The organism is Gemmobacter megaterium (genome assembly GCF_900156815.1).
Lineage (GTDB): Bacteria > Pseudomonadota > Alphaproteobacteria > Rhodobacterales > Rhodobacteraceae > Wagnerdoeblera > Wagnerdoeblera megaterium.
The window spans coordinates 53188-71805 of record NZ_FTOT01000006.1; the positions used below are offsets into that span (position 1 = coordinate 53188).

An 18618-nucleotide genomic window follows, 5' to 3' on the forward strand; every position below is an offset into this window, starting at 1 on the left:
CACCTCATTCCCCGGTGGCGACCAGTTGCCAGTTCGGGTCATCAACACCCATGCGCCGGGCAAAGGTCCAGACATCGCGCTGGCGTTTCACCTCGGTCGGGCTGCCATCGACCACCTCGCCCATGCGGTTGCGGATGACCGAGGTCAGTTCGCTGACGAACCGAACGGTGATTTCCGCCTCGCGCGTGTCGCGGTTGAACGTGGCATCGTGCAGGGCAAGCTCGCGCAGGCCGACGAACGTTGCCTCTACCGTCAGCCCTTCCTGCTCGCGGGCGTCCACGACGGATTGAAAGCTGTCGTAGACATCCTTGGACAGCAGCGGAACGATGTCGTCCAGCTTGCCCTTTTCGAAGGCCATCAGAATCCACTCATAGGCGCCGCGCGCTCCGTTCAGGAATTCTGTCGCGGAAAATCCGGGTTCTGCAATCTTCATGGCCGCCAGCGACTTGGCCGCAGGGCTGCCATCGGGAACGTGGTCGGTAATGTCACGGTCCTGCCCGCCCTCGACCACCTGGAAGTCGCGCCGGCGCGCGGCGCCATCGACCCCGTCCTGAGGCGGCAACGGCTGTGGCGGGCGTTCGAAGCCATCGCGGCTGCCCAGCACTGATTTCAGCTTGACGATCAGGAACACGGCGATCGCCGCCAATACTAGCAGTTGAATAAGGGCGGAACTCATGGATCCTCGGGGTGCAGGCGCTCTGGTTATTTTCCGGTGCGCAGGGGTTGGTGCTGTGGTCGGTTGTCACCTATGTAGGGTACGGGTCCCGTCAAGTCCACCGCACCGGGGCATAAGCACGTCTGAAAGGACCGATCCCTTGCCGTTTCTTGCCCTTTTCGTCCTGCTGCCCCTGATCGAGATCGCGTTGTTCGTGCTGGTCGGTGGCTGGTTGGGTCTGTGGCCGACGCTGGGCCTTGTTGTTTTGGGGGCGGTCATCGGCTTGGCGCTGGTCCGTAACCAGGGCTTTGCCGCGCTTCGGGATGTCCAGCGTTCGGCGCAGGGAATGGGCGATCCTGCGCACCCCCTGGCCCATGGGGCGCTGATCGTGCTTGCGGGTTTTCTGCTGTTGCTGCCCGGTTTTTTCACGGACCTTCTGGCGCTGCCCCTGCTGTTTCCACCATCGCGCAACCTGATCCTGCGCCAACTGGCGCGGCGCGTTGTCGTTGTGGCCGGGGCAGCCCGCAGGGATCCGCGCTGGGCGGGTGCGCGTGATGACATCATCGACGGCGAGGCGACAGAGATTGCCCAGGATCCGGCATCGCTGCCGCGCAACCGTCCGTCCGGCTGGACCAATCCGCCGGAATGAAGCGCGCGCCGGATCATGCCCCAGGCCCAATCCTGCATGGTTCCATCACGGCTGCCCGTCAGAGGCGACCTTGACTCGGGCGTCCCGCAGGCGTAAGCCCGCTGTAACCCCGGAATGGCCACGCCCTTCCGGTCCCTTGGCCTTGGCCGGGATCGCCATCCACCAGCGCGTTGCGCCCGTGGGTGCCGTTGCCGTTTGGGCCGCCCGTTCTGCCGAAGGAGGCACCCATGTTCGAGAACCTGTCAGAGCGCCTTGGTAGCGTCTTCGACCGGCTGTCCCGGCAAGGCGCCCTGAGCGACGACGACGTTTCCACCGCGCTGCGCGAAGTGCGTACCGCGTTGCTGGAGGCAGACGTCTCGCTGCCCGTGACGCGCGAATTCATCCGCTCTGTGCAGAAAAAGGCGACGGGGCAGGCGGTTACGAAATCGGTGACACCCGGCCAGCAGGTCATCAAGATCGTCCACGACGAACTTGTGAACATGTTGCAGGGCGATGGCCCGGCGGAACGGCTGAAGATCGACAACCCGCCTGCGCCGATCCTGATGGTCGGTCTGCAAGGCTCTGGCAAGACCACCACCTCGGGAAAGCTGGCGCGCCGCCTCAAGGAGCGTGAGAACAAGAAAGTTCTGCTCGCCTCGCTTGATACGCAGCGACCGGCTGCGATGGAACAGCTCGCGATCCTCGGCAGCCAGATCGGTGTGGATGTCCTGCCGATCGTCAAGGGCGAATCGGCGGTGCAGATCGCACGGCGCGCCAAACAGCAGGCCACGCTGGGTGGCTATGATGTCTATATCCTTGACACCGCAGGCCGGTTGCAGATCGACATCCCGCTGATGGAAGAGGTCGCGCAGGTGCGCGACGTTGCCCAACCCCGCGAGACGCTGCTGGTGGTGGATGGTCTGACCGGCCAGGTCGCGGTCGAGGTTGCGCAGGAATTCGATGCCAAGGTCGGCATCACCGGCGTGGTTCTGACGCGGATGGATGGCGATGGCCGTGGCGGCGCCGCGCTGTCGATGCGGGCTGTGACCGGCAAGCCCATCCGGTTCGTCGGCCTGGGCGAAAAATCCGAGGCGCTGGAGCCGTTCGAGGCCGAGCGTGTTGCAGGACGCATCCTTGGCATGGGTGACATCGTTGCCCTTGTGGAAAAGGCGCGCGAGACCTTCGAGGCCGAACAGGCGGAACGCATGGCCAAGCGTTTCTCCAAGGGTCTGTTCAACATGAACGACATGAAGATGCAGCTCGACCAGATGATGAAGATGGGCGGGATGCAGGGCCTGATGGGCATGTTGCCCGGCATGGGAAAGATGGCCAAGGCCGCCGAGACCGCAGGCTTTGACGATCTGATGCTGCGGCGCCAGATCGCGCTGATCAATTCCATGACCAAGAAGGAACGGGCAAACCCCGATATGCTTCAGGCCAGCCGCAAGAAGCGGATCGCGCAAGGCGCGGGGCTGGATGTGGCCGAATTGAACCGCTTGCTCAAGATGCACCGCCAGATGGCGGACATGATGAAGAAGATGGGCAAGGGCGGCATGATGAAGCAGGCCATCAAGCAGATGATGGGCCGCAAGGGAATGCCTGACCCGTCCAAGATGACGCCCGATCAGTTGGCCGAGCTTGGCAAAGGTGTTCAGGAAGGCATGAAGCTGCCGGGCTTGGGGGGTGGAATGCCGGGCGGCATGTCGCTGCCGCCAGGGTTGTCGGGGCTGATGAAGCGCAAATGATCCACCTGTCAGGCACCCCTGTTCTGGAAACGGAACGTTTGATCCTGCGCGCCCCGCAGGCGTCGGATTTCGAGGCTTTTGCCCAGTTCTTCGTCACCGACCGCGCCCGGCATGTGGGCGGCCCTGTCGAGAGACCGCAAGCGTGGCGTGCCTTTGGCCATCTGATTGGCCATTGGGTGATGCGCGGCTATGGCTTTTTCGTTTTTGCCGATCGCACCAGCGGCCTGCCGCTGGGCAGCGCGGGGCCGTGGTGTCCCGACGGCTGGCCAGAGCCGGAGATCGGCTGGACGGTCTGGGCCCCCGAAGCCGAAGGCAAGGGCATGGCGCACGAGGCGGCGCTGGCGGCGCGTGCCTGGGCCTATGGCCAGTTGGGCTGGGAAACCGCCATCAGCCTGATCGCTGCCGAGAATGCGCGCTCGCAGGCACTTGCGCGCCGCATGGGCGCCGTGCCGGAACGCGACGCCGACGTGATGGGCAAGCCTTGCGTGATCTGGCGCCATCCTTCGGCCGATGCGCTGACGGACGGTGGTATGGAGGCCTACGCATGACCAAGGAGACTGCCATGACCGATGTCGTTGCCCGCGCCGCAGAAGTGTTGCGCGACCACCGCGCCTCGATCGACCGGCTGGATGCCATTCTGGTCTACACCTTGGCCGAGCGGTTCAAGCATACCCAGGCGGTAGGGCGCCTGAAGGCACAGTACGAACTGCCGCCCAGCGACCCGAACCGTGAGGCACATCAGATCGAGCGTCTGGAACGGCTGTCGCAAGAGGCTGACCTGGACCCCGAATTCGCCCGGAAATTCCTGGCGTTCATCATCTCGGAAGTCATCCGGCATCACGAGAAACTGCAGAAGTAAGCCGGAGACCCGGCCCCAAGGACACCCAAGGAGAACACCCATGTCCATGAAAATCCGTCTGGCCCGTGGCGGCTCGAAAAAGCGCCCGCACTACGCCATCGTCGCTGCCGACTCGCGTATGCCCCGCGATGGTCGCTTCATCGAGAAGCTGGGGGTCTATGATCCGCTGCTCGCCAAGGACAACGAAGGCCGCGTCAAGATGAACCTGGAGCGCGTGCAATTCTGGCTGAGCCAGGGCGCCCAGCCCACCGAACGTGTTGCCCGCTTCCTCGAAGCGGCTGGCGTGCGTGAAAAGACGGTGCGCAACAATCCCAAGGCTGCGGTGCCGGGCAAGAAAGCCAAAGAGCGCGCTGCTGCCAAGGCGGCCAAGGCCGAGGCCGCAGCGGCCGAGTGATCCGACAGGATCGCTGAACAGACAGGCCGGGTGCCCGCTGGGCACCCGGCATTGGCATTTGGGGGCAGGGTCATGGCTGCGAAGGATCGGGTCTGTGTCGGTGTCATATCAGGCGCCTTTGGGGTCAAGGGCGAGGTGCGGCTGAAAAGCTATTGCGCCGATCCTGCGGCGATTTCGGACTATGCGCCGCTGTATTCCGAAGACGGCAGCCGCAGCTTTGATCTGGTTCTGACGGGTGTTCTGACCAACGGGCTGGCCGCCCGCATGTCGGGTATCGTGACCCGCGAGGATGCCGAAGCCGCAAAGGGTTTGCGCCTGTTTGCAGATCGCGCGCGGCTGCCTGTGCTTGAGGATGACGAGTATTACCACGCCGACCTGATCGGGCTTGCCGTGCTTGATGCGGGTGGCAACCGGATCGGGGCGGTAAAGGCCGTGCTGAATCATGGTGCCTCGGATCTTCTCGAGGTTCTCGGGCCCGGCATGAAGGCGCCGCTGCTGTTGCCGTTTACCAAGGCCGTCGTCCCGACGGTGGACATTGCCGGAGGACGGCTGATCGTCGATCTGCCGGACGAGGTCTGACGCCTGTCGGGGCGGCATGTTGCGCCAGACCGGATCAGCGCAGGGCCCGGCCCTTGACGATGGCCTCGTGACCAAACTTCGCCCGGATACGGTCGGCGGCCCGTTCGGCTGCGGCGCGACGGGCGGCATTCGGGTCGAGCAGATCCCCGGCAGGATCACGGCCGCTGGCTGGTGAAAGATCAGAGATGCCGACCCCGATCAGTCGAAACGGGGCCTGCGACAACATGCCAGCCAACAGTGGATCGGCCGCGCGCCAGATGGCATCTGCGATCTGGGCTGGTTCGGGTAATGCGCGCCTGCGCGTCAGGATGTGGTGATCGGCACGCTTGAGCTTGACTGTAACGGTCCGGCCCTGGAACTCCTTTGCCTTGGCGCGGTCTGCAACCTGCTCGGCCAAGCGCCACAGATGACCCTGAAGCAGATCAGGGTCGGATATGTCGCTGTCAAAGGTGGTTTCCTTGGAAATGGACTTCGGCGTCTCGCGCGGGTTCACCGGGCGGTCGTCTTCGCCTCTGGCCAGATGCCACAGGCGGGCGCCGGTGTGGCCAAAGCGGGTGGTCAGGTCTGCCTCGGACCAGGCACGCAGATCTGCCAGCGTGCGGATCCCTGCGGATTCCAGCGCCGCCTGGGTGGCAACGCCCACGCCCCATATGATCCGCACCGGCTTGTCATGCAAAAAGGCCGCGGTATCGGCTCGTCCGATCACGGAGAACCCCCTTGGCTTGTCGAGATCCGACGCGATTTTTGCCAGAAACTTGTTGTGCGACAGGCCGACCGACAAGGAGATACCCAGGTCTGCCTCGACCTCTTTCGACAACCTTGCCAGCAACTCTGCCGGCGAGGCGCCATGCAGTCGGGCGGTGCCGGTAAGGTCCAGAAAGGCTTCGTCCAGGCTAAGGGTCTGGACCGCGGGGGTCAGGGCCTCCATCCGGGCGCGAATGGTGCGGGATGTCTCGACATAAGCCTGCATCCGGGGTTTGACGACCACTGCCTGCGGGCATTTCCGGAGGGCTTCGAACATCGGCATGGCGGATCGGACGCCGTAGATGCGGGCAATGTAGCAGCAGGTGGACACAACGCCGCGTTGGCCGCCACCGACGATCACCGGCTTGTCCCGCAGATCCGGCTGATCGCGTTTCTCCACGCTGGCATAGAAGGCATCGCAATCGACATGCGCGATGGAGAGGTCGTCGATTTCCTCATGCCGGATCACCCGCGGGCTGCGGCAAACCGGGCAGCGCGGGGCAGGATGAAACCGGGCAAGGCAATCGCGGCACAGGGCAGGCATGATATATGCAATATGCGCCTGTCCACGGCTTGCGTCCACGGGGCTCAGGCGCGTTTGCGCAGGCCCAACGCACGGTATCCGGCAGCCAGATCGTTGAAGCGATCACCTTGCACCGCGATATGCTTGCGCAGCTCTTCGCCCGCCTGCACGGCATCGCCCGCGACCAATGCGTCAAAGATGGCCCGGTGCTCCCGCAGCGATTCCGGCAGTCGGCCCCTGACCCGCAGTTGCAGGCGTCGGAACGGCTTTAGCCGACGGTGCAATCGTTCGGCTTCGCTTGCAAGAAAGCGGTTTCCCGCGGCGTGATATATGGCCACGTGAAAATCCTTGTTGGCGCGGTAGTATCCTTCGGTATCACCCGCTGCACATGCCTTTTCGCAGGCGATCAGCGCGGATTCGATGGCAAGCTGATCGTCGGGCGTCATCCTGCGCACGGCTTGACGGCCGCATAGGGCCTCGATCTCGGCCATGACCTCGAACATCTCGACCACTTCTTCCAGTGCCGGAAACCGGACGAATGCGCCGCGCCGCAACCGCAGCTCGACCAGGCCAGATGCGGCAAGTGCCTGAAATGCTTCGCGCAGCGGGGTCCGCGAGACTTGAAATCGTTCTGCAAGACTTACCTCGTCCAGCCGGTCGCCATCGGCGAACTGCCCTTCGACGATCATTTCCTCCAGCGCCTCGCGGACCTGGTCGGTGCGGCGGTCGGATTGCGGGTCGGTCATCTTTGTGTTCCGGATGTCCATTTCTTGCATACAAGAGTGTTGACTTGGAATGCATCTGGCGTCAACCTCCTTTGCATCGCCACATACGAAGAGCTTTGGGAGGAGACTTCGATGACATTCGCCAAGATTGCGGCCATAGCGGCCATCCCGTTCTGTTTGGCTGCGACCACCGCTTCTGCGGTCGAACTACGGCTGTCACACCAGTTTGCGCCGGGTGATCTGCGCCACAAGATCGCGCAGATGGTGGCGGACGACGTCGCAGCGGCAAACGTTGACCTGTCCATCAAGATTTTCCCTTCGGGGTCGCTGTTCAAGGCGACAGAGCAGTATATCCCGCTTAGCCGCGGTCAGTTGGACATGACGGTGTTTCCGCTGTCCTATGCAGGCGGCCAGCACCCGGAATACAACCTGACCCTGATGCCTGGTCTGGTGAAGAACCATGACCATGCCGCACGACTGATCGCATCGCCCTTCATGGCCGAGATCGAGAAGGTGCTGAACGACGATGATGTCATGACACTGGTTCATGGCTATCTAGCGGGTGGATTTGCCAGCGTGGATGGCTGCGTTCGCCGCCCCGAGGACGTCAAGGGCAAGTCGGTGCGCGCTGCGGGCAAGGGGTTCGAGGAAATGCTCCAGGCCGCCGGGGCGTCGATTGCCTCCATGCCATCGTCGGAAACCTACAATGCGATGCAGCAGCATGTCTTGCAGGCGCTGAACACGTCGTCCTCGTCCTTCGTGTCGTTCCGTTTGCAGGAACTGGCCAAGTGCTACACCCCGGCGGGCGATATTGCGCTGTGGTTCATGTATCAGCCGATGCTGATCAACAAGACGACGTTCGACCGGCTGACACCTGAGCAGCAGCAGGCGCTGCGCGATGCGTCGGCCAAGGCCGAAGCCTATTATCTGGCCGAGGCGTCCAAAGAGGATGCAACCTCTGTCGAAGTGTTCCGCGCGGCAGGGGTCGAGATTGCCGACCTGACGCAGGATGACTTTGATGCGTGGAAGGCGCTGGCCGAAACCTCGTCGTACAAATCTTTCGAAGGCAACGGCAAGAAGCTGCTCGATATGGCGCTGTCGGTCGAGTGACGCATTCGGGGTGTGGCGCCTGGCGCCGCACTCCCCCTGCACCCCCCGGAGAACCCCCATGAGCCGACTTCCCCACGCCGGGCTGCCAATGCCCGGCGGCAATCCCTTCGTGCGCGGTGTGCGCGCCATATCCACCGTCTGTGGCTGGGTTGCGGCATCGCTGACCGTTATTGCGCTGTTCGTGACCTGCCATATGATTTTCGTGCGCTATGCGCTGGGCCACTCGACCATATGGCAGACCGAAGCGGTCATCTACCTGATGATCGGCGCGGCCTGCATCGGTCTGCCCTATGTGCAAACCCTGCGTGGGCATGTGAATGTCGACCTGGTCCCGATGGCATTGCCACGCCGAGGGCGGCTGGTGCTGGCATGGGTGGTGCAACTGGCCACCATCGCGGTGATTGCACTGATCGCCTGGTATTCCTGGGAGGTCTGGCATCAGGCATGGGACCGCAACTGGAAATCGCCCTCGGTCTGGGGGCCGCGCCTGTGGATCCCCTATATGGTGCTGCCGATCGGCTTTGGCCTGTTTCTGCTGCAACTTCTGGCGGATCTGGTCGCGCTGGCCATTGGTGAAGATGCGCCCTTTGGCATGAAGGAGGGCTGAGATGGATCCGCTTTCGCTTGGTCTTCTGGTGGCGGTGGCCACTGTCGCAATCCTGTTTTCCGGCGTGTCGGTGGCCGTCGGATTGCTGATCGTATCGGCCCTGTTCCTGCTGGTCTTCGACGGCGCCCGGTCGCTGGAGATGATGCCGGAGATTTTCTTTGCCGATCTCAACAGCTTCACCATCCTGTCGATTCCGATGTTCATCATCATGGGGGCGGCTGTCGCATCGACCCGCGCGGGCGCCGATCTGTTCGAGGCACTGGAACGTTGGATGACCCGTGTTCCCGGTGGGCTGGTGGTGTCGAACCTGGGTGCCTGCGCACTGTTTTCGGCGATGTCCGGGTCCAGCCCGGCGACCTGCGCCGCCATCGGCAAGATGGGCATCCCTGAAATGCAAAAGCGCGGCTACCCCGATACCGTGGCGGCCGGCTCTATCGCGGCGGGGGGCACGCTGGGCATTCTGATTCCGCCGTCGGTGACGATGATCGTCTATGGCATTGCCACCGAAACCTCGATCGGGCGGCTGTTCCTTGCGGGGATCGTGCCGGGGGTCATGCTGACGCTGCTGTTCATGGCCTGGGCGATCTTTGCCACCTGGCGTTCGGGCAATGCGATGGTCCTGGCGTCGCGGCATTATTCCATCCGCGAACGGCTGGAGATCCTGCCGCGCGTGGTGCCGTTCCTGCTGGTGATCGTTGGTGTGCTGTATTCCATGTATGGCGGCATCGCCACCACATCGGAGACAGCGGCGGTCGGTGCGCTGCTATGCCTTGGCATGGCCATCGTGATCTATCGGATGTGGAGCCCGGTCGCCATCTGGGGCGTATTGCGCGACAGCACCAAGGAAAGCGTGATGATCCTGTTCATCATGGCGGCTGCCGGGGTGTTTGCCTACATGATGTCGTCGCTGTTCATCACCCAGTCCATCGCGCAATGGATTGCGGGCCTGGAGGTGAACCGCTGGGTTCTGATGATCCTGATCAACATCTTCCTGCTGGTGGCCGGGTTCTTTCTGCCGCCGGTGGCCGTGATCCTGATGACGGCGCCGATCCTGATGCCCATTCTGGATGCGGCGGATTTCGATCCCTACTGGTTTGCGGTGATCCTGACGATCAACATGGAAATCGGCTTGATCACGCCGCCGGTGGGCCTCAACCTGTTCGTGATCAACTCCATCGCACCGAAGATTCCGCTCAAGACCATCCTGTGGGGGTCGGCACCGTTTGTTGGCTGCATGTTCCTGGCCATCTTCCTGCTGTGTCTGTTTCCCGGCCTTGCAACCTGGCTTCCCGACGTCGTGATGGGCCCCAGCCTGTAGAGGACAAGACATGAGCCGCATCGCCTATTTCGCCGATCTGATGACAACCCTGTTCGAGCGTCGTCCGGGCAAGCCGGATGTCGCCAGCCGGGCGCCAATTGCCGAACTGTGCGCCGCGCTGCTGTCGTCGCGGGGCGAAGTCTCGGGTGCGCGGCTGGCGCGGGATATTCTGGCGCATTACGCCCGCCTTGATGCGGAGGGGCGTCGCGCCTTCTTTGCCTATCTGGCCGCCGATCTTGATCTGGACCCTGATCGGCTGACCGAGGCCGCTGCGGCCTACAAGGCCAAGCGGGACGCGCGCACCCTTGCGAAGCTGACGCGCGAGGCAGAGCCGCGGCGACAGGAACTGTTCCGGCGGCTCAACCAGGCGCCGGGCGCCACGGGCGAGTTGGTGAGGATGCGGCTGGATCTGCTGAACCTGCTGCCCGAGGCGCCCGAGCTGGGCGTGATCGACCCGGATTTCCAGCATCTGTTCGCCAGCTGGTTCAACCGCGGCTTTCTGGTGTTGCGGCACATCGACTGGCGGACACCGGCCAATATCCTGGAAAAGATCATCGAATACGAGGCAGTCCATGCCATCAACGACTGGGACGATCTGCAACGCCGCCTGCGGCCGAACGACCGGCGCTGCTTTGCGTTCTTTCACCCCGCGATGCCGGAGGAACCGCTGATCTTTGTCGAGGTGGCGTTGACAAAGGGGGTTCCCGGTTCAGTCCAGACCCTGCTTGCCGAAGGGCGGACCCCGTTGGCCGATGGCGAGTTCGACACGGCGGTGTTCTATTCCATCTCCAACTGTCAGGAAGGGCTGCGTGGCATTTCCTTTGGCAATTCGCTGATCAAGCAGGTCGTCGAGGAGGTGAGGGTCGATCTGCCGCAGGTCAGCCGCTATGTCACATTGTCGCCGGTGCCCACGCTGGCCCGGTGGCTGGAGAAGGTGGCACCGGAACGCCCCCCTGTCGCGCAGGTGCTGGAGGCTGCGGCCAAGGCGGACCCAAAGGCGATGGAACCGCACAAGGCCATTCTGCGGCGCCTGACGGCGGAATACCTGCTGCATGTCAAACGCGGTGACGGGATGCCGGCCGATCCGGTGGCGCGGTTTCATCTGGGCAACGGTGCCCTCTTGCATGATGTCCATGCGCTGGCCGATACCTCGGCCAACGGGTTCCGCCAGTCCTGTACGGCGATGGTCAACTATCTGTATGACGTTGCCAAGGTTGAGCGGAACAACGAGGCTTTTGTGACCGACCGTCAGGTCGCAGCGGCCAAGCAGGTGCTGGCCCTGGCCGATCAGGGCGAAACGACAGGAAAGAAGTGATGACCAACCCGCTGTATGATGCCCTTGTCGCCCCGCTGGCTGCGCGCAATACCCCGGTTCTGACCGATGCCGCAGGTCGCACCCTGTCAGGGACTGAACTGCATGACATGGCACTGGCGCTGGCTACGGCGCTGACCGGGCTGGGGTTGCAGCCCGGCGACCGGATGGCGGTGCAGATCGACAAATCCCCTCGTGCCCTGGCGCTGTATCTGGCCGCGCTTGCCTCGGGCGTAGTGTTCCTGCCGTTGAACACGGCCTATACTGCGGATGAGGTGGAGTATTTCGTATCGAATGCCGGTGCCGCGTTGCTGGTGGGCAGCCCGACCAGGGCAGACAGTCTGCGCGCGGTGGCGACGCGCCACGGCGCAAGGTTCGAGACGATGGACGCGGCCGGCGATGGCTCCTTGACCGATCTGGCAGGCAAGGCGCCTGCGGGCTTTGTCCCGGTGGATCGTGGGCCGGAGGATCTGGCGGCGATCCTCTATACCTCGGGCACCACGGGCCGGTCCAAGGGCGCGATGCTCAGCCAGCGCAACCTGCTGTCCAATGCCGAAGTGCTGGTGGAGGAATGGCGGTTCACCGATACCGATGTGCTGCTGCACATGCTGCCAATCTTTCATACCCATGGGCTGTTTGTGGCCACCAATGTTGTGCTGCTATCGGGCGGCAGCATGATTTTCCTGCCAGGGTTCAAGGCGGAACAGGCCATCGACTGGCTGCCGAAGGCAACCACGATGATGGGTGTGCCCACCTTTTATACCCGCCTTCTGGACGATCCGCGCTTTACCGGCGATCTGGTCGGGCACATGCGGCTGTTCACCTCGGGCTCGGCGCCCCTGCTCGCCGAAACCCATGTGCAGTTCGAAGAACGTACCGGCCACCGCATTCTTGAACGCTATGGCATGACCGAGACGAATATGAACACCTCGAACCCCTATGACGGCGATCGCCGCGCGGGCACGGTGGGCTTGCCACTGCCGGGGGTCGAATTGAAGATCACCGATCCGGTCACAGGCGCCACCCTGCCGCAAGGCGAACCGGGCATGATCGAGGTGCGCGGGGCGAATGTGTTCAAGGGCTACTGGCAGATGCCGGAAAAGACCAAAGAGGAATTGCGGGACGACGGGTTCTTCATCACCGGCGACATCGGCGTTGTGGATGCCGATGGCTATGTGTCCATCGTTGGGCGCCAGAAGGATCTGATCATCACCGGGGGCTACAACGTGTACCCCAAGGAAATCGAGCTGATCCTGGACGAACAGCCCGGAGTGCTGGAAAGCGCGGTGGTGGGCGTGCCACATCCCGACTTTGGCGAGGCTGTGGTGGGCGTTCTGGTGGCGCAGCCGGGCCAGACCATCGACGTCGATGTGGTCAGGGCTGCAATGGGCCAGAGTCTGGCAAAGTTCAAGCAGCCCAAGCATATCGCCGTGGTGCAGGAACTGCCGCGCAACACCATGGGCAAGGTGCAGAAGAACCTGCTGCGCAAGGATCTGTCGGCGCTGTTCGCCTGAACTGCCGCGCCCCTCAGGCCCTTGGCCGAGGGGCTCCGCTGCGCATCTGGAACACGCCTGCGGCCTTCATCGCCAGGGCCGCCCCCCCGGCGACCAGACCTGCACCAAGCGCCGCGAGGATCCGCCGCAGGATTCCCTTGCGGCGGCTGCGGGGGCGCGGCAGCACGGGCAGCGCGATCACGGGCCGCAAGTCCAGCGCCCGTTCCATCTGACGGGCCGACCGCAGGACCGGGTTGCGCAGCTCCAGCACCAGCGCCAGACCCATGGCCACCATCACACTCCCGAACACACCGAACACCATCACCTTGCGCCGGGCCGATGCGACGGGATAGTCGGGCGGCAACGCGGCCTCAAGCAGTTCGAACCGCTCAGTCTGGCGTTCGCTGTCCAGACGCTGGCTTGTCTCTGCCTCTGCGCGGCGGCGGGTGATGACCGAATACTGGTCCTGAAGCTGCTGGAGCCGGCGGGAAAAGGTGCCCAACTGGGTTTCCACCATCGGGGCGAGATTCACGGCGTCCTGAATCTCTGCCCTGCGGCCGAGCGTGGCCTGGCGCTGGGTGTCCAGACCGGCGATCTGCGCTTCGAGTATTGCGATCTGGCGCTGCTCGATGGTTCTGGGCGTGCCACGCATGGTCAGGGTCGCCAACTCCTGATTCAATGTCAGCCGTTGCAGATCAAGATCGCGCAGCGTCGTGTCAAGCCGCCCGATTTCCTCGCGCCGTGCCTGCATCCCGTCGGGCAGCGCATCGACATTGGCGTTCTTGAACGCTGTTATCTCTGCCTCCAACGCGGCGATCGCCAGCCCGAGCCGGTCTTCCTCGGCCTCGTAGAACTCCAGGGTTTCGCGCACCCGTTCGGATTGCTTTTGCGCGGTCAGATTCAGCACCCGAGCCGCCAGATCATTCGCCACGCTGGCGGCCTTGTCAGGGCTTCCCAGTTGCACGACGATGACCAGGGCGGATACCGGCTGTTCACCGCCGAAGGGGTTTTGCCCGGCCCGTACGGTTTCGATGCGGATGGACCGGCGCAGGGCGATGACCTTTTCTGTCGCCGTCATGGCGATCTGGTCGCGGAACAGACCGTGCTTTTCGACCATTTCCAACATGCTGTCCCGGCTGGTCAGATCCTGTTCCAGAAGCTGCAATCGTTGGGACGAACGTGAAACTGCCTCGCCCATGGCGGTTTCGGTTGCCACGCGCGGGAGTTCGACCTGAAGCACCGCAGCGGTTTCATAGACATGGGGCATCCGCAAAACCGCGAACAACGTGGCCAGACTGCCCAGAAGCACGATGAGCACAATTGAAAGAAAGCGCCGGCGGACAAGGGCGATCACGTCGGCGAGCGTCTGGATGTTGCCCATGTCAGCGTCTCCGTTTGCCGGTCGCGGCGGGGCTGTCCTCGGCCCTGTTCAGGACAACGCCAATGATATGGGTCCGATCCTTCAGCAGGCGCTCGCAGTCGCGCATCTGGTCGGCGGTGGTCCGGGTGCCATCGGCCACCAGCAGGATGCCATCGACCTCTGGCAGAAAGGCCAGAACGTCATCGGACTCCAGCACCGGCGGAAGATCATAGATGGTGACATCGGGCGACAGATCTTCCATCGCTGCTTCCAGGGCGTCAGCGGTTTCGGGTTCTTGCAGCAGTTCGGAACTGTCTTGCTCTGGCCGGCCGTTCAGCCCCAGGGCCAGGGTGCGACCTATGCGGCAGAAATGTGCCTCGATGGGTTGTTCGCCGGTAAGGATCTCGCGCAGCGGGCCGGGGTCGGGGTGGCCGAACATGGCAGCGAGCGCGGGCTGGCGAAGGTCAAGGTCGATCAGCACAGTGCGACCGGACGGTCGCCGTGCCAGCGCAAGCGCAAGATTGGCCGCGACCGTGCTTGCCCCGCACCCACGCGTGGGCGCCGCCACGGCAACCCGTGTCCAGCCGCGCTCTTGCATGGCTTGCAGAAGGCGCGTGCGCAGATGGTCATACAGCAGCCCGACCGGATCCTCACGATGGGAAATGATCAGGTGGTTGGTCAGCGCCTGCGCCGCGTCCAGTCGCAGGATGGGCAGGTCGGACCACAGGCGATCGGGATCATGCCGCGCAGGCAGAAGGGCGTCCCGCAGATCGTCATCATGGAGCGGCGGCAGCACGGTCGGATCCGTGCGCCTGTGGCCAAAGACCGAAACCGCCCGTCCGGCAAGGCGGTGGCCCGAACGGGGATCCTTGCTCATGTCCAGGCCATCGGATCTGTCTTTCTCGAACACGGTTTCCATCAACGAACCGGCTTTCGCCATGGCAACGGACCTTCCTTTGGCGTCCGGCGGGCCGGATGCTGAACGGGCATATCCCGCCTTTCGGCAGGAAATTCATTGAATCCAAATGATTTTCAGGGGTCGCAGGATGCGCCCCCACTGTCTGCACGTGGATCCGGGCCCCCGCCCAGCACTCAGGATCTATCTGATTCGGCGTCCCATAAAAAGCCACCGATCTGGAAACGATCCGGTGCGATGGTCAAAAGGCGTTGAATGTCCTAGCGTTGTGCGGTGCGGGTCAGTCTGGGGGCAGCGTGGTGGCGACGGTCGATGCGGTGGTGATCGGGCGGAACGAAGGCACGCGATTGATCGCCTGTCTGGACTCATTGCAGGGACAGGTGCGGCGGGTGGTCTATGTGGATTCTGGATCCACCGATGGATCCGTGGCCGCAGCAACCGCCGCAGGCGCACAGGTCGCGCTGCTGGACACGACACATCCGTTCACGGCGGCGCGTGCGCGCAACGCCGGTTTCGATGCCTTGGCAGCCGATCCGCCGGAGTTTGTGCAGTTTCTGGACGGCGACTGTTCGATGGATCCGCGTTGGATCGAGGTTGCATTGCCCGTGATGCAGGGCCGGCCGGACCTTGCCGTCGTGTGCGGGCGGCGGCGAGAACGGTTCCCCGAAGCCTCCGTCTACAACCGTCTGGCCGATGCCGAATGGGATACGCCCGTCGGTGCGGCCAAGGCGTGCGGTGGGGATGCGCTGATGCGCTATGCCGCCTTGCGACAGGCAGGCGGTTATCGCGCTGATCTGATTGCGGGCGAGGAGCCGGAGTTGTGCCTGCGTCTTGCGCGTGCGGGTTGGGGAATTTGGCGTCTGGATGCAGAGATGACACTGCATGATGCGGCCATGACGCGGTTCTCCCAATGGTGGAACCGGGCGCGTCGGGCGGGATTTGCCTTTGCCGAAGGCGCTGCCCTGCACGGGCGCGGACCCGAACGCCACTGGGTTGCCGAAACGAGGCGTGCCATCCTGTGGGGGGCTGGGCTGCCCTTGACCACGCTTCTGGGGGCGCTGCTGAGTCATCCGCTCTGGCTGGCGCTGTTGCTGGCCTGGCCGCTCCAGATGGTACGGCTGGCCCGTCGATGGGGCGGCGGGCGGGGGGCGTTGGAACGGGCGATGTTCACCGTGTTGGGCAAGCTGCCCGAGGCGCTGGGCGTGCTGGGTTACTGGTTCGGGCGGCTGAGCGGGCGGCGGCGCGGTCTGATCGAGTACAAATAGATCCGTCAGGCGCGTCGTTTCGCAAGCGCGCGCAGCGCCTCGCCCGGAAGAATTGCGGCGCAGGCAGCGTAGCGCGGCAAAAGGCGGCGGGGGCTGGACAGCATCCGCCAGGCCCACTCCATGGTGATCTCCCGTACCCAGGCCGGGGCCCGTACCTGCTGCCCCGCCAGAAAATCCAGCCCTGCCCCGACCGACACAAATCCGACCCCCGGCGCAATGGTGCGGCCGCGGGCGGCCAGCATCTCTTGCTTGGGCGCGCCCAGAGCCAGAAAGCACAAGCCGGCACCGCTGGCGGCAATGTCGGCCAGCAGCGCATCGGCCTGTGGTCCGGTGGGCGCGAACCCCATGGGTGGGGAAAGTTGTGCGACGATTTGCAGACCCGGTATCTCGCGGACAAGCGACCTTGCCGCGCCGTCCAGGGCGTCGGCCGTGCTGCCGACCAATGCAACCCTGGTGTCTGTTTCGGCCGCCAATCGCGCCAATGGCAGCACCAGATCAGAGCCGGGCACCAGATCGACTGGTCGCTCGGCCAGTTTTGACAGCCAGACAATGGGGTTGCCATCGGCCACGACCAGATCATGTGCAGCATAGGCCAGCCGAAAGGCCGGGTCGCGTTGCAGCTTGACCAGATGGTCCAGATTGATCGTTGCCAGCGCAAATCCCTGACGGGCCGCGAGCCTGCGGGTCACGCTGTCGACCAGGGTGGCGCGATCGGGCACGTTGACCTGGATCGTCGTGGTATTGCCGAAACGAAACTCCACCGCGTCACCCTTCGCTGGCCCTGCGCCTTTGCCTGCCATGCCAGATGCCTTGGGGCAACTGCGACGTGGCTCTGATCGTTTCCATAGGCCGACTTGACTGTTGCCGTCGTTGTACTGTGTGAAGTGGGCCGCAATGTGGCGGCACGGGTTCAGCCGTGGTATGAAGCAGGCTAGCCTAGCGAAGGGACCGATGCCCAACAGCCTTGCCTATCTTGCGCTCGTGCTATGGCCCGTGGTGGTGGTTGTACTGTTCCGCCGCCTGCCGATGGAGCGTGCGCTGATCTGGTCGATTGTGGGCGGTTACCTTTTCCTGCCGCCGGTTGCAGCCATCGACCTGCCTGCCGTGCCCGCATTGGACAAGATGTCGATTCCGGCGCTTTCGGCCTATGCAGTGGTCACGTTGATGCTGCGGATCCCGGTGCCGTTGATTCCCGAAGGGTGGCTGGCGCGTGTGTTGCTCGTGGTGTTCGTCTTGGCACCCTTTGGCACGATCCTGACAAATCCCGAGCCGGTCTTTGTCGGGCATCACCGGGTTCTGCCGGGATTGCGCCTGTACGATGCGATTTCGATCATCGCGTTCCAGGCTTTTGTCATCCTGACCTTCGCGCTGGCGCGCAGCCTGTTGGCCACACCCTCGGCGTTGCGCGAGATTCTGATTGCTCTGGTCGTTGCGGGGTTGATCTATTCGGTGCCCATGCTGGTGGAGATCCGGCTGTCCCCCCAGTTGAACACCTGGATTTACGGCTTTTTCCAGCATTCCTTCGAGCAGATGATGCGCCAGGGCGGCTTCCGCCCCATTGTGTTCCTGGAGCACGGCCTGTGGGTGGCGTTCTTTGCCATGACATCGGTTCTGGCCGCCTTTGCGCTGCTGCGCGCGCGTCCTCGGGAGGAGAAGGCCCGCCTGACGATGGCTGCGGCCTATCTGTTCGTGGTGCTTGTGCTGTGCAAGTCCATTGGCTCCCTCATCTATGCGGTGCTTCTGGCGCCTATGGTGCTGCTGGTGGGACAGCGCTGGTTGCTGCGCCTTGCGGTTGTCATGGCGGTTCTGGCGTTGACCTATCCGGTGCTGCGTTCGGCCGGAGTGATTCCGGCGGACGAGATGGTCAGGCTTGCCGCCAGCTACAGCGCCGACCGCGCGCAATCGCTGAACTACCGCTTCACCAACGAGTCGGTCCTGCTGGATCATGCCTTTCAGAAACCATGGTTCGGTTGGGGCGGATATGAGCGGAACCTGTTGCACGATCCGGTTTCGGGCCGCGTGTTCACCGTTGCCGATGGGCGCTGGGTGATCGTGCTGGGCATGTTCGGCTGGGCTGGCTATGTCGGGGAATTCGGGCTTCTGGCGCTGCCGCTGTTCCTGCTGTGGCGTCAGTCGAGACGAGCAGGTGGCGCCCGGCTTGCGGCGCCGGTCGGCGCCTTGGCGGTGATCCATGGGGTGAATATGGTGGACATGCTGCCCAACGCAACGCTGACGCCCGTCACATGGCTGATCGCTGGCGCCTTGCTGGGGTATACAGAGCTTGCCGCGCGCAAAGAGGTCATCGTGGATCAGGGGGACAGGACGCCCGATCTTTCCCCGCGCCAGCGAACGATTATCTGATGGATGGTGGTGCGTCCGGGAACA

19 protein-coding genes are annotated in these 18618 nt (G+C 63.6%); 13 read left to right on the forward strand and 6 right to left on the reverse strand.

Translation table 11 applies throughout. The features are described from left to right. Window positions 1-4: 4 nt before the first annotated feature. Window positions 5-676, reverse strand: a complete 672-nt coding sequence (locus tag BW970_RS14100) for a Tim44/TimA family putative adaptor protein (protein ID WP_076532474.1) — start codon at window positions 674-676, stop codon at window positions 5-7. Window positions 677-815: 139 nt separating this feature from the next. On the opposite strand from BW970_RS14100, the gene BW970_RS14105 reads away from it, so the two are divergent. From BW970_RS14105 to rimM, 6 genes are all read left to right on the forward strand, one after another. Continuing rightward, window positions 816-1304, forward strand: a complete 489-nt coding sequence (locus BW970_RS14105; protein ID WP_076532476.1) for an FxsA family protein — start codon at window positions 816-818, stop codon at window positions 1302-1304. Between the two features lie 227 nt (window positions 1305-1531). Further along, window positions 1532-3028: a signal recognition particle protein gene (gene ffh / locus BW970_RS14110; RefSeq protein ID WP_076532478.1), complete on the forward strand. Its 1497-nt coding sequence runs from the start codon at window positions 1532-1534 to the stop codon at window positions 3026-3028. Further along, on the forward strand, window positions 3025-3576 hold the full coding sequence (locus tag BW970_RS14115) for a GNAT family N-acetyltransferase (RefSeq protein ID WP_076532480.1): 552 nt from the start codon (window positions 3025-3027) through the stop codon (window positions 3574-3576). The genes ffh and BW970_RS14115 overlap by 4 nt, the downstream gene beginning before the upstream one ends. A 14-nt stretch (window positions 3577-3590) precedes the next feature. Beyond that, the gene (locus BW970_RS14120; RefSeq protein WP_076532939.1) at window positions 3591-3887 is read left to right on the forward strand and encodes a chorismate mutase; all 297 of its coding nucleotides are present in this window, start codon (window positions 3591-3593) and stop codon (window positions 3885-3887) included. A gap of 40 nt (window positions 3888-3927) precedes the next feature. Next, window positions 3928-4281 carry a 30S ribosomal protein S16 gene (gene rpsP, locus BW970_RS14125; protein ID WP_076532482.1) on the forward strand — a complete coding sequence of 118 codons (354 nt, stop codon included), beginning with the start codon at window positions 3928-3930 and terminating at the stop codon, window positions 4279-4281. Window positions 4282-4353: 72 nt separating this feature from the next. Next, the gene (rimM, locus tag BW970_RS14130; protein WP_076532484.1) at window positions 4354-4860 is read left to right on the forward strand and encodes a ribosome maturation factor RimM; all 507 of its coding nucleotides are present in this window, start codon (window positions 4354-4356) and stop codon (window positions 4858-4860) included. A gap of 34 nt (window positions 4861-4894) precedes the next feature. On the opposite strand, the gene BW970_RS14135 is transcribed toward rimM, so the two are convergent. Together BW970_RS14135 and BW970_RS14140 are read right to left on the reverse strand one after the other, a co-directional pair. After that, window positions 4895-6148, reverse strand: a complete 1254-nt coding sequence (locus BW970_RS14135) for a DNA polymerase IV (RefSeq protein ID WP_076532941.1) — start codon at window positions 6146-6148, stop codon at window positions 4895-4897. 44 nt (window positions 6149-6192) lie between these two features. Further along, the gene (locus tag BW970_RS14140) at window positions 6193-6873 is read right to left on the reverse strand and encodes a GntR family transcriptional regulator (RefSeq protein WP_076532944.1); all 681 of its coding nucleotides are present in this window, start codon (window positions 6871-6873) and stop codon (window positions 6193-6195) included. A gap of 111 nt (window positions 6874-6984) precedes the next feature. On the opposite strand from BW970_RS14140, the gene dctP reads away from it, so the two are divergent. The 5 genes from dctP to BW970_RS14165 are packed head-to-tail and all read left to right on the forward strand — an operon-like array spanning window position 6985 to window position 12713. Then, the gene (dctP, locus tag BW970_RS14145; RefSeq protein ID WP_076532486.1) at window positions 6985-7962 is read left to right on the forward strand and encodes a TRAP transporter substrate-binding protein DctP; all 978 of its coding nucleotides are present in this window, start codon (window positions 6985-6987) and stop codon (window positions 7960-7962) included. Window positions 7963-8020: 58 nt separating this feature from the next. Next, window positions 8021-8569, forward strand: a complete 549-nt coding sequence (locus BW970_RS14150; protein ID WP_076532488.1) for a TRAP transporter small permease — start codon at window positions 8021-8023, stop codon at window positions 8567-8569. Window position 8570: 1 nt separating this feature from the next. Continuing rightward, window positions 8571-9887, forward strand: a complete 1317-nt coding sequence (locus BW970_RS14155; RefSeq protein WP_076532490.1) for a TRAP transporter large permease — start codon at window positions 8571-8573, stop codon at window positions 9885-9887. A gap of 19 nt (window positions 9888-9906) precedes the next feature. Further along, a complete protein-coding gene (locus BW970_RS14160; protein ID WP_076532946.1) occupies window positions 9907-11202 on the forward strand; it encodes a malonyl-CoA decarboxylase in 1296 nt (431 codons plus the stop codon). Beyond that, window positions 11202-12713, forward strand: coding sequence for a malonate--CoA ligase (locus BW970_RS14165; RefSeq protein ID WP_076532492.1), 1512 nt, complete (start codon window positions 11202-11204; stop codon window positions 12711-12713). Before BW970_RS14160 ends, BW970_RS14165 begins: the two co-directional genes overlap by 1 nt. A gap of 13 nt (window positions 12714-12726) precedes the next feature. Here the strand turns inward: BW970_RS14165 and BW970_RS14170 are convergent, their stop codons facing one another. After that, window positions 12727-14073 (reverse strand): GumC domain-containing protein, encoded by a 1347-nt coding sequence (locus BW970_RS14170; RefSeq protein WP_076532495.1) that lies wholly within the window; start codon window positions 14071-14073, stop codon window positions 12727-12729. Window position 14074: 1 nt separating this feature from the next. Continuing rightward, window positions 14075-14992 carry a CpsD/CapB family tyrosine-protein kinase gene (locus tag BW970_RS14175; RefSeq protein WP_076532498.1) on the reverse strand — a complete coding sequence of 306 codons (918 nt, stop codon included), beginning with the start codon at window positions 14990-14992 and terminating at the stop codon, window positions 14075-14077. A gap of 275 nt (window positions 14993-15267) precedes the next feature. Here BW970_RS14175 and BW970_RS14180 point away from each other — a divergent pair, with 275 nt between their 5' ends. Next, on the forward strand, window positions 15268-16233 hold the full coding sequence (locus BW970_RS14180) for a glycosyltransferase family 2 protein (protein WP_229740528.1): 966 nt from the start codon (window positions 15268-15270) through the stop codon (window positions 16231-16233). 5 nt (window positions 16234-16238) lie between these two features. Here BW970_RS14180 and BW970_RS14185 read toward each other — a convergent pair whose 3' ends face one another. After that, entirely contained in the window at window positions 16239-16994 is a 756-nt protein-coding gene (locus BW970_RS14185) for a WecB/TagA/CpsF family glycosyltransferase (protein ID WP_076532949.1), read from the reverse strand. Window positions 16995-17184: 190 nt separating this feature from the next. Here BW970_RS14185 and BW970_RS14190 point away from each other — a divergent pair, with 190 nt between their 5' ends. Then, window positions 17185-18594, forward strand: a complete 1410-nt coding sequence (locus tag BW970_RS14190; RefSeq protein ID WP_076532503.1) for a hypothetical protein — start codon at window positions 17185-17187, stop codon at window positions 18592-18594. Window positions 18595-18618: the final 24 nt, after the last annotated feature.

What these genes read in the sequence shown, in the direction of transcription:
- ffh (WP_076532478.1), top strand. Translation starts at nt 1,532, where the DNA reads ATGTTCGAGAACCTGTCAGAGCGCCTTGGTAGCGTCTTCGACCGGCTG.
- BW970_RS14175 (WP_076532498.1), bottom strand. Translation starts at nt 14,992, where the DNA reads ATGGCGAAAGCCGGTTCGTTGATGGAAACCGTGTTCGAGAAAGACAGA.
- BW970_RS14165 (WP_076532492.1), top strand. Translation starts at nt 11,202, where the DNA reads ATGACCAACCCGCTGTATGATGCCCTTGTCGCCCCGCTGGCTGCGCGC.
- BW970_RS14120 (WP_076532939.1), top strand. Translation starts at nt 3,591, where the DNA reads ATGACCGATGTCGTTGCCCGCGCCGCAGAAGTGTTGCGCGACCACCGC.
- BW970_RS14155 (WP_076532490.1), top strand. Translation starts at nt 8,571, where the DNA reads ATGGATCCGCTTTCGCTTGGTCTTCTGGTGGCGGTGGCCACTGTCGCA.
- BW970_RS14190 (WP_076532503.1), top strand. Translation starts at nt 17,185, where the DNA reads ATGCCCAACAGCCTTGCCTATCTTGCGCTCGTGCTATGGCCCGTGGTG.
- BW970_RS14150 (WP_076532488.1), top strand. Translation starts at nt 8,021, where the DNA reads ATGAGCCGACTTCCCCACGCCGGGCTGCCAATGCCCGGCGGCAATCCC.
- BW970_RS14115 (WP_076532480.1), top strand. Translation starts at nt 3,025, where the DNA reads ATGATCCACCTGTCAGGCACCCCTGTTCTGGAAACGGAACGTTTGATC.
- rimM (WP_076532484.1), top strand. Translation starts at nt 4,354, where the DNA reads ATGGCTGCGAAGGATCGGGTCTGTGTCGGTGTCATATCAGGCGCCTTT.
- BW970_RS14170 (WP_076532495.1), bottom strand. Translation starts at nt 14,073, where the DNA reads ATGGGCAACATCCAGACGCTCGCCGACGTGATCGCCCTTGTCCGCCGG.
- BW970_RS14140 (WP_076532944.1), bottom strand. Translation starts at nt 6,873, where the DNA reads ATGACCGACCCGCAATCCGACCGCCGCACCGACCAGGTCCGCGAGGCG.
- dctP (WP_076532486.1), top strand. Translation starts at nt 6,985, where the DNA reads ATGACATTCGCCAAGATTGCGGCCATAGCGGCCATCCCGTTCTGTTTG.
- rpsP (WP_076532482.1), top strand. Translation starts at nt 3,928, where the DNA reads ATGTCCATGAAAATCCGTCTGGCCCGTGGCGGCTCGAAAAAGCGCCCG.
- BW970_RS14135 (WP_076532941.1), bottom strand. Translation starts at nt 6,148, where the DNA reads ATGCCTGCCCTGTGCCGCGATTGCCTTGCCCGGTTTCATCCTGCCCCG.
- BW970_RS14100 (WP_076532474.1), bottom strand. Translation starts at nt 676, where the DNA reads ATGAGTTCCGCCCTTATTCAACTGCTAGTATTGGCGGCGATCGCCGTG.